Below are 13146 nucleotides of genomic sequence, written 5' to 3' on the forward strand. Positions count from 1 at the left end.
TTGATGGCTGGCATGTCATAATACAACTGCATTAACAAACCAGGCCAAGGCGATAACCAGTGCGATAACAAAACACACGGCTAGCAAGGCAAAAGGCCAAAAGTGTTTTTGGCTGAAATCGACACGATATTTAGCCTGGCTTTGCACACCAAACATCGCAGCAAGTACACTTTGAATAAGTATAAAGAATCGTTCTGTCACGGCATCCTGGCTCCTATATGCAACGAGATACCTAACAGTATAGTGTATGAATACCAACTCGCCTTAATGACTTGCCCGATTGAAGGCGTACTTAAGCGTGTTGGTATCAATTAGAATTGTGAAAATTGACTCGACGTTTGCTCGTCACCAGATCCCAGTAGTAGCTCAAGCAGATCAAGGTAGTGGAACTGCGCATTACTACTGCCGCCAGTTAACCAGGCATACCAACTAGTGTGTGACTCCAGCTTACATAAATTTGATGATGCGTGCTGACTGACCTGAGTGGTAGAGCACTGGCACATCTCATTTTTTGCGACTAAGTCATCGTCACCGCTGAACGAAACCACGCCAGCAGACAAGACTAAAGCAGCTGTAAGTAAAAGCGTCCGTGTTTTAAGCCGACTTAACATAACCATATCCCCAGTGAATAGTTATCTATAAATAGTACACTATGTATGTTTATTAAACAATCGCTTTGTCCTGCAAAAATGGCAGCTGCTCGCAAATTAACAGTGCCTAACAATCAGGTGTTTTTAGCGTTAAGATGAGTTACAGTAGCCGCTGACATTTTGTTTCAGGGGGTAGTATGTCGCAGAACAATAATAATTCTGAGTTCTTAATTGCACCATCTATTTTGTCTGCCGACTTTGCAAGGTTGGGTGAAGACGTTGCCAGGGTGTTAGATGCTGGCGCGGATGTCGTGCACTTTGATGTGATGGATAATCATTATGTCCCGAATCTGACGTTTGGCCCGATGATCTGTGAGGCACTGCGCAATTATGGCATAACCGCCCCAATTGATGTGCACCTGATGATCAAACCCGTGGATAGCCTGATCCCGGAGTTTGCAAAAGCGGGTGCAGATATCATTACTTTCCATCCTGAAGCCAGTGAACATATAGATCGCAGTCTGGGTTTGATTAAGGAACACGGCTGTGAGGCTGGATTGGTACTTAATCCGGCAACGCCATTACATTATCTGGATTATGTAATGGATAAAGTGGATCAAATCTTACTTATGTCTGTCAATCCCGGCTTTGGCGGTCAGAGCTTTATCCCACAGACGCTGGATAAGTTGCGCCAGGTACGCGAGCGCATAGATGCCAGTGGTCGTAAAATCCGCCTGGAGGTGGACGGTGGCATTAAAGTCGACAATATAGCTGAGGTAGCGGCCGCGGGGGCTGATATGTTTGTTGCTGGCTCAGCGATTTTCAATCAACCAGACTACCGGACGGTCATTGATGCGATGCGTTCAGAGCTCGCTAAGGTGGGCTAATGCGCTACCAGGGTATTTTATTTGATCTCGACGGCACGCTGGTCGACAGTGCGCATGACTTGTATATGGCACTTAATTTGACGTTAACTGAAGTGGCTTTTCCTGTGGTGAGCCGCGCTCAGGTGCTGACCTGGGTCGGCAACGGCATCGATGTATTGGTGCAGCGTGGTTTAAGCGGCAGTCATGATGTTAACGCTGAGCTACCGCCGCGTGTGGTTGCTGAGGCACAAACTCGTTTTGCAGGCCATTATCGGGCCCTGGTTGGGCAATACTCTTTGCTCTATGCCAATGTTGAAACGGTACTGGCTGCATTCAGTCATGTGCCCAAGGCCGTCGTAACCAACAAGAGTCGTGAGTTTACAGTACAGCTACTCGATAACCTTAACCTCAGCCAGCATTTTGATGTTGTGGTGTGTGGTGATGACGGTCAGAAAAAGCCGGCTGCGGAGCCACTCTTGTCAGCCTGTCAGCAACTTAACATCGAACCACACACAGCCATCATGGTCGGCGATTCAAAAAGCGATATTTTGGCCGCTCAGGCTGCTGAAATACCTGTGATTGCACTCAAATATGGGTACAATCAAGGACTGGATCTGGCCCAGTTTAATCCACAGTACCTCTGTGAGGGCTTCTTGGATATAATCCCCATTTTAAATCAACCTTAAATCAAACTAGGAGTAAGGGAACACAATGACTAAACCAGTAGTGTTAAGTGGCATTCAGCCAACCGGTGGTATGACAATAGGCAATTATGTGGGTGCCATTAACCAGTGGCTTAAGCTACAGGAAGATCATGATTGTTTCTTTATGCTGGTTGATTTGCACGCCATCACCATTCGTCAGGAGCCAAATGTCCTGCGTGATCGCGTTTTGGATGGTGTTGCTTTGTATGCCGCGTGTGGCATTGACCCAGAAAAGTCAGCGTTATTTGTGCAATCACAGGTACCAGAGCATGCGCAGTTAAGCTGGGTACTGAACTGCTATGCACAAATGGGCGAACTCAATCGCATGACTCAGTTTAAAGACAAGTCAGCGAAAAACACTAACAATGTCAACGTGGGTTTGTTTGCTTATCCGGTATTGCAAGCGGCTGATATTCTGCTTTATCAGGCTGATCAGGTTCCGGTGGGTGAAGATCAGAAACAGCACCTTGAACTGACTCGTGATATCGCGACACGTTTCAACAACCTGTATGGTGATGTATTCAAAGTGCCTGAGCCGTATATCCCAGAGCTGGGTGCCCGGGTGATGAGCTTGCAAGATCCATTGAAGAAAATGTCGAAATCGGACGATAATCCAAATGCCTATATTATGCTGCTGGATGAGCCGAAAAAGATTGAGAAGAAACTGAAAAAAGCGGTGACGGACTCAGACGAACAAGCGCGTATTTACTTTGACCGAGAAGAAAAGCCTGGCGTATCTAACCTGCTGACACTGTTGTCAGTGGCGACCAAGCGTGATGTAGCCGATCTGGTGCCAGAGTATGAAGATAAAATGTATGGTCATCTGAAAAAAGACACGGCCGATGCCGTGGTGGCTATGCTGGAGCCTATGCAGGCGCGTTTCAAAGAGATCCGCGAAGATCAAGCGTTGCTGGATCAGATCATGCGTTCTGGTGCAGAAAAAGCAGGTGCTCGTGCAGAGAAAACACTAAAAGCGGCATACGACGCGCTGGGCTTTATTCCGCGCCCGTAATCAGCCAGGTCACAACCACAAAAAAGCCAGCTTATATGCTGGCTTTTTGCTGTTTGAAGATCACATACTGCGGCCGCACCAGACAATTCTACCTGCAATACCATGCTGTTGGGCATTTTCGGCATGGATTTGCCAGGCAGGGTAGTCAGGGTTATCACTCACTACGCTAATATGATCTCGTTGTTGCTGCAGGCGCTTAGCCATCAGACCATCTTCGGTTTGCAGTACATAAACGCCACGCTTATTCGCGTCACGCTGGCTTAAATCAACCAACACCATGTCGCCATGCTGCAAGGTTGGCAGCATACTGTCACCCCGGATAGTGACAAACGCCAGCTGATCGCTATGCACGCCCAGTTGCGTACTGAGCCAGCGCTTATTCAGGGCAAATTGCTCTGTAACATCTTCACTGCCATTGATGCTACCAAAACCGGCACTGGCCTCAACATCCAGTTTAGGCACCATCAGCATTTCCTGACTGCCCGTCATCGGCGCGTGCTCTGTGGGCTGCTCACCGGTAAGCAGCCAATTTAGATCAATACTGAACAAGCTGTATAAATGTTCCAAATAGGCAACGGATGGTCGGCTCAGGCCACGACAAATACGATAAATGTGTGACGGCGACTTGCCAGTGAGGAGCGCAAACTGACGTTTGTTGCCGGCGCTAAACTGGTCGATCAAAGTAATAAATCGGCGTGAAAATGCTGTGCTCATGACACCCCATACAGGTTACAACAAAGGAAGGGCCTCAGAGTACTTGCCTATTGCGATGCTGTACAGCTACTGACACCTGATTGCTCAATGTCTGCCCAGCTTGGGGGGAGGGAATTACAAATTGCGACATTTTTAACCAGCTACATAACAGTTTGCGAGCTGCTTGTTCCTATAATAACTTACTGAAGTCGACTTGATTGCGACGGCATATAACTCAGGAAAAGAGGAGAAGGAGCGATGAATTATGTGATTAAAAGGACCTTAGTGCTGGTGATGGCACTGAGTCAATTAACCGCTTGCTCGGGTGGCAGCGGTGATAGTTCAGCACCCAAGGATACACCAGACTTGTTGACCATTTCAGCACATAGCGAAGGGGGTGGAGTGTTGGAGCCGGCAAGCCTTCAGGTTGGCAAGGGTAAAGCCGCTGAGTTTGTCGCGAAACCTCGGGCGGGTTATGAGCTGGTAGCGCTGAGTGGTTGCGGGGGTAAACGCACGGGGGTTGCTTATCGGGTAGAGCGGGTCGAGCAAAGTTGTCAAATACAGGCACGTTTTTCACCTATCCAGTATCGTCTGGATGCGACCGTTAGTCAGGGTGGTAATGTCGACATCAGCACCCAGCAAATTGCGCATGGCAGCGCTGCTGAGTTTGTCTTTACACCTAACAGCGATCATATTCTGGAGCGCGTTGGGGGATGTAATGGCACACTAACCCAGTACACTTATCACCTACGCGAAGTGACTGGGCCTTGTACTGTGAGTGCGTTATTTTTACCTTACCTTCCTGAGCCTGAGGCGCTCACGCGGATCCGGTTACCGGTCGTCGTACATGTACTGAATAATGGCCATTTTGAACTCAGTGATGCGCAAATCTTATCTCAGTTGCGGGCCACTAATTTACATTTCCGTGGTAAAAATAGCGCTGAAATTGAGACTATCCCCGATACCTATTCCCCTTTTGTTGCAGACACTGGGATCCAGTTTTATCTGGCTGACAAAGATCCGGATGGCCAGCCTCATTCGGGGATCGTGCGGGTCGATGCCACAACGAGTGTCTTTGCGCTGGAGGGATACCCCTTTGCCCGCAGCGATGCGGGTGGATCGGATGCCTGGCCGACAGACCGTTATATTAATATCTGGGTGGGCATGTCACGTACCCGGTTCAATGAACCGGTGTTGGGTGGCAGGGCACATGTCCCGGGCATGGCGCCTGAGCTATATATTGGTGTGTCGGTAGAGCAGGGACTATTTGGCACCATCGCACCTCGAGAGCCAAATTATGATCAGGGCAAAACGCTGACGCATGAGTTAGGGCACTTTCTGGGGTTAATTGGCCATACTAATCCGCCGTGGAATGACCAAAACACTCATCGTCACCTGACCTGTGATGGGTTGGCGCAGACTGAATGCGTGAATGCAGATCTGACGATGAACTTTATGAATACCAATGTCTATGATAACAGGCAGAAGATGTTTTCGTTGAGTCAGCGCCAGTTGATGCGTGCGTGGTTAGAAACTGGACCATTGCAGGCTTTGTATCTGAATAACCCGCCTTAACGCTTTAGATATTGCCCGGGTGTGGTGCCGAAAAACTTTTTAAATGCACTGTTGAATGCTGAGCTGGACTCAAACCCCAGTTGCAAAGCGGTGGCTTGCTGGGTTTCACCTGCGGTGAGCATTTCAACGGCACGCAGCGCTCTGAGCTTCTGCTTCCATTGACTAAAGCTCATTGCAAAGCTCTTGTGAAACAGGCGATTAAGGGTTCTGGCTGATGCGCCCACCTGCTCACCCCACTGTTCAAGAGTAAGTGCGCAGCCCGGGTTAGAATACAGTTCACTGACAATTGGCAGCAGGCGATGATCATCGGCTTTGGGAATGAAAAACGCACTGGTAGGTGCCAGCTCTAATCTGTCAATGAACACCTGGATAAAGCGTTCGGTCTTATCGTCGAGCAGATAATCTTCAGGCCAGGTGCAGATAGTGAGGATCATTTCTTTCAGCAGCGCATCGACCACCAGGGTTTTCGCCTGATCGCCCAGGATGGCTGCATACTTTTCATCAATATAGACACTACGAAAATGCCCGCCATAACGACAGAAAGTCTCATGCTCCACGTTGGGCGGGATCCACAAGGCCTGTTGCGGCGGAATAACAAAGGTGCCCTGAGGTGTGAAAATGGTCATCACTGAGTCGCTGATATAGGTGATTTGCCCCCAGTGATGGCTATGGGGCCGCACATGCTCATTGGCAGGCATCGTGGTGGGTCGGGGGAAGATGGGTCTGCCCAGTACTTTGCGTTTGAATCGGCTGGACACACTGCGCCAGGATGCATCTGTCCGATTTGATAAACTTTGTGTCATGATTTCCCATATTAGCCAGTGTGAACAGCTCATATACTAACCGGGCCGATAACGGCAATCAATGTGCTTAAGGACTGTGAATGAAAAACCCGACCCGACTTTTTGTGCCTTCCCCGATGAGCTTTATGGTGCTGGCAACCATCGTCATGGCTATGACATTTTCTGCCTGGAATGCCTTGCTTAATAACTTTGCGATTGAACAGGCTGCGTTTACAGGTGCGCATATTGGCATGTTGCAATCACTGCGAGAAATCCCAGGTTTCCTGGCTTTTACAGCTGTGTTTGTGTTGCTGGTGCTGAAGGAACAAACCTTTGCCTTGATCAGTTTATGTTTGTTGTCGATAGGTGTGGCACTGACAGGGTTTTTCCCGAGTGTGTATGGCCTGTATGCCACGACGGTGCTGATGTCTATTGGATTCCACTATTTTGAAACACTGAATCAATCGCTGAGCTTGCAGTGGTTCACTAAGGAAGAGGCACCCGAGCAATTGGGCCGTTTACTGTCGATAAAATCGATGGCCTCTTTAGTGACCTTCGGGCTCATCTGGGTGGCATTTACCTGGATGGCGACCGATTATGTGTGGGTGTACTTGTTATTTGGCGGGGCCGGACTGGTACTGACCTTGTTTATGGCGCTAACGCACCCGCACTTCGTTCAACAAGCCACGCAACATAAAAAACTCATTCTAAGAAAACAGTACAGTCTGTATTACGTCCTGACCTTTTTCTCCGGCGCCCGTCGTCAAATCTTTATGGTGTTTGCCGGTTTTTTGATGGTGGAAAAGTTCGGCTTTGATGTGGCCGAGATCACTGCCTTGTATATGCTCAACCACCTTGTGAATATTTTCGTGGCCCCAAAAATTGGTCAGATGATTAGCAAGATTGGTGAGCAAAAGGCCCTGACGCTGGAGTATTCAGGTTTGGTTTTGGTCTTTATTGGCTATGCGCTGGTCGAGTCTGCGCAATTAGCGGCGGTATTATATTTAGTGGATCATATCTTCTTTGCGATGGCCATTGCGCTTAAAACCTATTTCCAAAAAATTGCCCAGCCAGAAGATATTGCCGCCACGGCCGGAGTGAGTTTTACCATTAATCACATCGCGGCAGTGGTGATCCCGGCGAGCTTTGGCATGGTGTGGTTGTATGACCAATCGTTGGTATTTTATTTTGGTGCGGCCCTGGCGGGGTGCTCTTTGATTCTTAGCCAGTTCATTACGCCGCATCTGAAAAAAGTGGCTGCCTGATAAAAAAGCCGCCCGGTGTGGGCGGCTTTTAATGTGTGTTTTAAAGGGCCTTAAAGCGGATCGCGGTGCCGCCACTGGTGGCGAGCTTCAGCGTTAAGGTATCTTGTGTCGTGACAATCTGTTTTTGAATGCTCAGATCATAGGGGTTGTATTTCCATTCTGCCTTAGGGCCATCCTGATAGATCTGGGCTTCGAAACGCTGGCCTGGCTCAAGGAAGTCGAGCTTTATGTTAATGCTTCTTGCCTGTTCATCGGTGATGGCACCTAAATACCAGTCATTTCCCGAATACTTACCGCGTTTGCGCTCTTTACGGGCAAAGACCACATAGTCGCCCACTTCACCTGCCAATGCGATACTGTGCTCCCAGTCCGCCGGGACGTCTTTAATAAACTGGAAGGCCTGTGGTTTTGCCAAATAGTTTTCTGGCAGGTCCGCGGCCATTTGCACTGGGCTATACAGTACAACATATAGCGCCAGTTGTTTGGCAAGGGTCGTTTGTGGGCGGTTGGTTTTGTCGCCCAGGCCGTTAAAACTCATGTCGAAAATACCTGGTGTAAAATCCATCGGGCCAGACAACATACGGGTATAGGCCAGCATGGTGGTATGCTCAGGTGGGTTGGGTGGTGTACCCCAGGCATTAAACTCCTGGCCGCGTGCGCCTTCTCGGGTCAGCCAGTTAGGGTAAGTGCGGCGTAATCCCGTATCCTTAATTGGTTCATGGGTATTGATGCTGATCTTATGTTTGGCCGCCAGTTTCACATTGTCCAGGTATTCATTAACCATAAACTGACCGTCGTGCCATTCGAACCGGGCGTGACCACGCTCATCAATGCGCTTGATATTGCCACCATCGGCAACATAGCCGGTTTTAACCTGACGGACACCGGCTTTTTCGTACAGGGCAAAGGCATCTGCCATCTGGTCGCGATAATTGCTGACATTACCTGAGGTTTCGTGGTGACCGATCAGGCGGGCACCTACTTGTTCGCCATGTTTAGCAATGGCATCCAAGTCGAAATCCGGGTAGGTTTCTGTAAAGCTGAATACATCACCATTGAAGAACCAGTCGCCATCCCAGCCGGTATTCCAGCCTTCTACCAGCACACCATCGAAGCCATGCTCGGCTGCGAAACTCAGGTATTCTTTAGTGCGTTCTGTAGTCGCGCCATGTTTTTCACCACTGCCCCAGGTGTTCTTTCCGATGTGCATGCCCCACCAAATGCCGAGGTATTTACCTGGCTCTACCCAGGATACATCGCCTAATTTATTGGGCTCATTCAGGTTGAGAATAAGGCGCGAGTTCAGCAAATCAGTTGCCTGGGCGCCGATCTGAATGGTGCGCCAGGGGGTTTTGAAGTGGCCATTGGTCTTTACGGCAATGCCATCAGACCAGGGGGTCAGATCGCTGATAAAGGTACCGGGGCGACGCTGGTTCAGGGTCATAGCGGCATAGTCAACCAGTGCGGCTTCGTGAATGCTGACATGCACACCATCTTTGTTTTTCAATGTAAATGGGGTGTGGACATGGGCTGCATCATGGAGTGCTGTGGTGTTATAGGTATATTCATAGCGGTTCCAGCCGCGAGCTGGGATCCACCAGGCTTGTGCCTTGTCACTGTCAGCGACAGCAAATTCAGTCAGTTCTCTGGTGATATAGCGGGCAGAGTCCTGAGCTACTTCGTAGCGGAAGCCGACACCGTCATCAAATGCCCGTATTCTCAGGGTATATTGCGCCTGCTTTGACTGACTGTCAGCCAGGGTAACAACCAGTTCATTGTGATGGTTGTGTACTTCTCGTGCCTCACCCCAGGGTTGCTGCCAGCGCTCATCTACGCTGTTGCGCTGGGTTTTGCTGATGATCAGTCCGTCGCGCAGCGAGGGGGCGCGGGCAAAATCGAACCCTAACTTTGAGGGGGCAATCACGGCTTGGTTATTAAACATGATCTGGTAGCTGGGCTGGGTATTGTCATCGCTGACTTGAAAGGTGAGTTTACCGTCTGGCGAGCTGACACTGTATGTCGCAGCCTGTGTTGCAGTGGTAAGTAAACCGGCTAAGAGTGTGACAGCAACGCCTGTTGCACTGAAGACTAATCGCATAAACTATCTCGGTTGCAAATGTGAGTGAATGTTTAGCTTACTGTTATCTTCGTCCGGGCATGAACTGTCTGCATACGTATTCACTTTGAAAATGCGATGAATGGAAACTAACGGTCGTCCGGTCTACATCTGTGGCCTATACTAAATCGAGACCGCAAGGAGCTTTTAGGCAATGACTCAATTAAAACATATTCTTAGTATCACTTTAGCTGCCGTTACTCTGATCTCTGCCTGTGCCACTGCCGCTGAGCAGCTCACTGTTCAGGTGCGGGACAAAGAGGGAAAGGTATTGCCCGGCGCGGCCGTATGGCTCAGTGGTAAAGGACTTGCTGCCGATCAGGCTGTCCTCACACGCAGTTATAAAATGGGCCAGAAAAACCGCGCATTTACGCCGCATTTACTGATTGTGCCAAAACAGGCCGAAGTGTCATTTCCTAACTATGACTCTATTTTGCACCATGTGTACTCCTTCTCTCCCGCCAAGCGCTTTGAGTTTAAATTGTATCGGGATCAACCACAGGCCCTGACGTTTTCTGCGACCGGGGCTGTGGAGCTGGGCTGTAACATCCATGACTGGATGCTGGGTTACATTCTGGTTGTTGACTCTACGCATTTTGCCGTAACAGATACTCAGGGCATCGCACGCATTTCAATACCTGCGGCGCAGCACAATGACGTGACGTTAAAAGTCTGGCACGAGGGATTTATGGACTTAGACAGTCCGGAAAGTCATGTATTATCCGCCGTCAAGTCGGGTGAACAACTGAATATTCAGTTGCAGCAGTCCCTTGGTATGCTCCAGGAAGATTTCAGTGATGAGTTTGATGATTATGAATAAACAACTTCAAAAGCTGGGGCTGATTGGGCTGAGTGTTGTGGGCATCAGCACGGCACAGGCACAGGACTTTCAGTATAAAGGTGCAATTCAGGCAAGTTGGCAAAATAGCAGTGAATATGCAGCCTGGTATAACCGGGGCGTGGCAGTAAATCGCTTTGGTGCCGACTCTGAGCGACTCAACTTGAGTCGTGCCGTGCTGGATATACGCACTGAGCTGGGCAGCAAATGGTCTTTGCTAGCCAGTGCCCAATATGTTCCCGATCCGGATAGTAAATTCGGGTTTACTGAATTATTTGCACAGTATCATACCCTGAACAAAGGGCCCCGCCAGTGGCAAGCGCGGCTTGGGGGGTTTTACCCACGCTTGTCTCTGGAAAACCCTGATATTGGCTGGTCGTCTCCTTATAATTATAGCTACAGCGCGATAAATACCTGGTTGGGTGAAGAGATCCGTACTTTTGGTACGGAAGTGAGTTATAAGCACAGTGACAGCCGATTACCACGCCGCCAACGAACAGGTCACAATTGGGAGTTGCTGGGAGCTTTGTATAAAGGGAATGATCCGGCAGGTACTTTACTGGCCTGGCGTGGCTGGGCAATACACGACAGACAAAGTGTGTTTAATGAAGCCATCCCTTTTGCGCCGATCAACGCACTACAGGCGCCGCCTTTGGCTAAGCAATCCTGGCGAACTGAGCCTTTTACTGAAGTCGATGGTCGGTTTGGGTATTACCTCGGCGCACACTGGGATTATCGGAAGCGTCACACGCTGAGGCTGTATTGGTATGATAATAACGGTGACCCAAGTGTATTGAACTATCAGACCGGGCAATATGCCTGGGATACCAAGTTTTACAGTGCGGCTTATCGTTTTAAGATCACCCGGGCCACGCATCTGGTCATGCAGGCGATGGCTGGCAATACGGCGATGGGGATCAGGCGTGGCGTTGATAACGACTTCAGCAGCCAGTTTATTCTGTTAACCCATAAATGGCAGGATTATCGAGTGAGTGGTCGGGTGGAGCAATTCGACGTGAAAGATCGCGACTTTTGGGATTTCGATCCAAACACCAGTGAAGGGGGGGCGATAACCGTAACAGGTCGCTGGCAGATCTCTGAGCGCTGGCATGTTGGTATGGAGTTTCAGTATCTGGAATCTAAGGTCGCAAATCGAGCCGATTTTAATTTACCGACGCGTCAGATAGAGCAGTTGTGGCGTGTAAGTGGAGCGCTGCGTTTTTAAGGCGCAGCACTCACACCCTGACGGGTTAGTCACATAAACGGTTCAATCCGTTGAGTGCTGCGACCCGGTATGCTTCGGCCATGGTCGGGTAGTTAAAGGTGGTATTGACGAAGTACTCAACATTATTGCCTTTGCCTTTTTGTTCCATAATGGCCTGACCAATGTGAATGATCTCGGAGGCCCGCTCACCAAAACAGTGTATTCCGAGTATCTCTTTGCTTTCAGCATGAAAAAGCAGCTTCAGTGAGCCGACTTCAGTCCCCGTGATCTGCGAGCGTGCCAGGTGTTTGAATTGTGCCCGGCCCACTTCGTATGGGATTTTGGCGGCCGTCAGCTGTTGCTCGGTTTTGCCTACTGAACTCATTTCCGGAATGGTGTAAATACCCGTTGGAATGTCAGTGATCAGACGATCATCGCACTTACCGTGTACAATCGCATGTGCCGCAATACGGCCCTGATCAAAGGCAGCACTGGCTAGACTGGGATACCCAATTACGTCACCTACGGCGTATACATTGTCTATTTCTGTCTGGTAATGCTCATTGACTTTGAGCTGGCCGCGGCTGTCTGCTTTGAGGCCAATGGCATCCAGATTGAGTGAATCGGTATTACCAGTTCTTCCGTTGGCCCACAAAATGCAGTCGGCTTTAACCTTTTTACCCGATTGAAGATGCAGCACAACGCCCGTGTCCTGGGTTTCAACCTTGGCAAACTCTTCATTGTGTCGGATCACGATACCACTGTTCCAGAAGTGGTAGCTCAGTGCATCGGAGATTTCATCGTCCATAAACGACAGCAGTCGATCACGGGTATTGATAAGGTCAACTTTGGCACCTAAGCCCTTAAATATAGATGCGTACTCACAACCAATGACCCCGGCACCGTAAACCAGTACGCGCTGTGGGTTGTGTGTTAAATCTAAAATCGTATCACTGTCATAGACGCGCGGATGAGCGAAATCGACGCCAGGTGGACGATACGGACGAGAGCCCGTGGCAATGACAATGGTCTGCGCAGTCAGTAGTTCCTGCGAACCGTCATGATGTTGGACCCGGATTGTGTGTGCATCGACAAAAGTTGCATCGCCCTGATAGAGGTGGATGCGGTTGCGGTCGTAGAAGCTTGAGCGCAGGCTTGACTGTTTGCTGATCACATTACTGGCATGATGCAGAATGTCCTGAAACGTCAGGCGTTGCGGGCGTTCGCTGAACCGAAACAGTGGGTTCGATTTGTACTCAATCAAACGGCTGACAGAGTGACGCAGTGCTTTGGAAGGGATAGTTCCCCAATGTACGCAGCCACCCCCGACATCTTTTTGTCGCTCAATCACGGCGACTTTACGATTGCTTTTGGAGAGATTCATGGCAGCCCCTTCGCCGCCGGGGCCTGTGCCAATGATGATCGCATCATACTGGTATGATGCGCTTTGATTGGGGGTTTTTGTGGCGGTTTTTTTACTCACGGCCTCACCTTACATAAT

The 13146-nt window shown here is 49.6% G+C and carries 13 protein-coding genes; 7 read left to right on the top strand and 6 right to left on the bottom strand.

Going from position 1 to position 13146, the window contains the following annotated elements; translation table 11 throughout:
- Window positions 1-15 precede the first annotated feature (15 nt).
- Window positions 16-201 (bottom strand): DUF2970 domain-containing protein, encoded by a 186-nt coding sequence (locus CWC22_RS01050; protein WP_125563083.1) that lies wholly within the window; start codon window positions 199-201, stop codon window positions 16-18.
- 110 nt (window positions 202-311) lie between these two features.
- Entirely contained in the window at window positions 312-611 is a 300-nt protein-coding gene (locus CWC22_RS01055; protein WP_125563085.1) for a hypothetical protein, read from the bottom strand.
- Between the two features lie 176 nt (window positions 612-787).
- Between CWC22_RS01055 and rpe the strand changes: the two genes are divergently transcribed.
- The 3 genes from rpe to trpS are packed head-to-tail and all read left to right on the top strand — an operon-like array spanning window position 788 to window position 3172.
- A complete protein-coding gene (gene rpe / locus CWC22_RS01060) occupies window positions 788-1477 on the top strand; it encodes a ribulose-phosphate 3-epimerase (protein ID WP_058796921.1) in 690 nt (229 codons plus the stop codon).
- The gene (locus CWC22_RS01065) at window positions 1477-2142 is read left to right on the top strand and encodes an HAD family hydrolase (protein ID WP_010386217.1); all 666 of its coding nucleotides are present in this window, start codon (window positions 1477-1479) and stop codon (window positions 2140-2142) included. The genes rpe and CWC22_RS01065 overlap by 1 nt, the downstream gene beginning before the upstream one ends.
- A gap of 25 nt (window positions 2143-2167) precedes the next feature.
- Window positions 2168-3172 (top strand): tryptophan--tRNA ligase, encoded by a 1005-nt coding sequence (gene trpS / locus CWC22_RS01070; protein ID WP_138537821.1) that lies wholly within the window; start codon window positions 2168-2170, stop codon window positions 3170-3172.
- Window positions 3173-3232: 60 nt separating this feature from the next.
- Here the strand turns inward: trpS and CWC22_RS01075 are convergent, their stop codons facing one another.
- Window positions 3233-3886: an XRE family transcriptional regulator gene (locus tag CWC22_RS01075; RefSeq protein WP_125563089.1), complete on the bottom strand. Its 654-nt coding sequence runs from the start codon at window positions 3884-3886 to the stop codon at window positions 3233-3235.
- Between the two features lie 237 nt (window positions 3887-4123).
- Here CWC22_RS01075 and CWC22_RS01080 point away from each other — a divergent pair, with 237 nt between their 5' ends.
- On the top strand, window positions 4124-5440 hold the full coding sequence (locus CWC22_RS01080) for an InlB B-repeat-containing protein (RefSeq protein ID WP_138537820.1): 1317 nt from the start codon (window positions 4124-4126) through the stop codon (window positions 5438-5440).
- On the opposite strand, the gene CWC22_RS01085 is transcribed toward CWC22_RS01080, so the two are convergent.
- Window positions 5437-6243 carry an AraC family transcriptional regulator gene (locus CWC22_RS01085; protein WP_125563094.1) on the bottom strand — a complete coding sequence of 269 codons (807 nt, stop codon included), beginning with the start codon at window positions 6241-6243 and terminating at the stop codon, window positions 5437-5439. The genes CWC22_RS01080 and CWC22_RS01085 overlap by 4 nt on opposite strands.
- An 80-nt stretch (window positions 6244-6323) precedes the next feature.
- Here CWC22_RS01085 and CWC22_RS01090 point away from each other — a divergent pair, with 80 nt between their 5' ends.
- Window positions 6324-7487 (top strand): MFS transporter, encoded by a 1164-nt coding sequence (locus CWC22_RS01090; protein WP_125563096.1) that lies wholly within the window; start codon window positions 6324-6326, stop codon window positions 7485-7487.
- 40 nt (window positions 7488-7527) lie between these two features.
- Here CWC22_RS01090 and CWC22_RS01095 read toward each other — a convergent pair whose 3' ends face one another.
- Entirely contained in the window at window positions 7528-9585 is a 2058-nt protein-coding gene (locus tag CWC22_RS01095) for a glycoside hydrolase family 97 protein (protein ID WP_138537819.1), read from the bottom strand.
- A gap of 172 nt (window positions 9586-9757) precedes the next feature.
- Between CWC22_RS01095 and CWC22_RS01100 the strand changes: the two genes are divergently transcribed.
- Window positions 9758-10423 (top strand): methylamine utilization protein, encoded by a 666-nt coding sequence (locus CWC22_RS01100; protein WP_230090609.1) that lies wholly within the window; start codon window positions 9758-9760, stop codon window positions 10421-10423.
- The gene (locus CWC22_RS01105; protein WP_230090610.1) at window positions 10416-11666 is read left to right on the top strand and encodes a hypothetical protein; all 1251 of its coding nucleotides are present in this window, start codon (window positions 10416-10418) and stop codon (window positions 11664-11666) included. The genes CWC22_RS01100 and CWC22_RS01105 overlap by 8 nt, the downstream gene beginning before the upstream one ends.
- Before the next feature lie 25 nt (window positions 11667-11691).
- On the opposite strand, the gene sthA is transcribed toward CWC22_RS01105, so the two are convergent.
- Entirely contained in the window at window positions 11692-13029 is a 1338-nt protein-coding gene (gene sthA, locus CWC22_RS01110; RefSeq protein ID WP_230090642.1) for a Si-specific NAD(P)(+) transhydrogenase, read from the bottom strand.
- Window positions 13030-13146 lie beyond the last annotated feature (117 nt).

Origin of the sequence: Pseudoalteromonas rubra (genome assembly GCF_005886805.2) — a bacterium.
GTDB lineage: Bacteria > Pseudomonadota > Gammaproteobacteria > Enterobacterales > Alteromonadaceae > Pseudoalteromonas > Pseudoalteromonas rubra_D.

Coding starts and splice junctions, on each gene's coding strand:
- CWC22_RS01085 (WP_125563094.1), bottom strand. CDS start 6,243: ATGACACAAAGTTTATCAAATCGGACAGATGCATCCTGGCGCAGTGTG.
- CWC22_RS01095 (WP_138537819.1), bottom strand. CDS start 9,585: ATGCGATTAGTCTTCAGTGCAACAGGCGTTGCTGTCACACTCTTAGCC.
- CWC22_RS01055 (WP_125563085.1), bottom strand. CDS start 611: ATGTTAAGTCGGCTTAAAACACGGACGCTTTTACTTACAGCTGCTTTA.
- CWC22_RS01065 (WP_010386217.1), top strand. CDS start 1,477: ATGCGCTACCAGGGTATTTTATTTGATCTCGACGGCACGCTGGTCGAC.
- CWC22_RS01100 (WP_230090609.1), top strand. CDS start 9,758: ATGACTCAATTAAAACATATTCTTAGTATCACTTTAGCTGCCGTTACT.
- rpe (WP_058796921.1), top strand. CDS start 788: ATGTCGCAGAACAATAATAATTCTGAGTTCTTAATTGCACCATCTATT.
- CWC22_RS01105 (WP_230090610.1), top strand. CDS start 10,416: ATGAATAAACAACTTCAAAAGCTGGGGCTGATTGGGCTGAGTGTTGTG.
- trpS (WP_138537821.1), top strand. CDS start 2,168: ATGACTAAACCAGTAGTGTTAAGTGGCATTCAGCCAACCGGTGGTATG.
- CWC22_RS01090 (WP_125563096.1), top strand. CDS start 6,324: ATGAAAAACCCGACCCGACTTTTTGTGCCTTCCCCGATGAGCTTTATG.
- sthA (WP_230090642.1), bottom strand. CDS start 13,029: ATGAATCTCTCCAAAAGCAATCGTAAAGTCGCCGTGATTGAGCGACAA.
- CWC22_RS01080 (WP_138537820.1), top strand. CDS start 4,124: ATGAATTATGTGATTAAAAGGACCTTAGTGCTGGTGATGGCACTGAGT.
- CWC22_RS01075 (WP_125563089.1), bottom strand. CDS start 3,886: ATGAGCACAGCATTTTCACGCCGATTTATTACTTTGATCGACCAGTTT.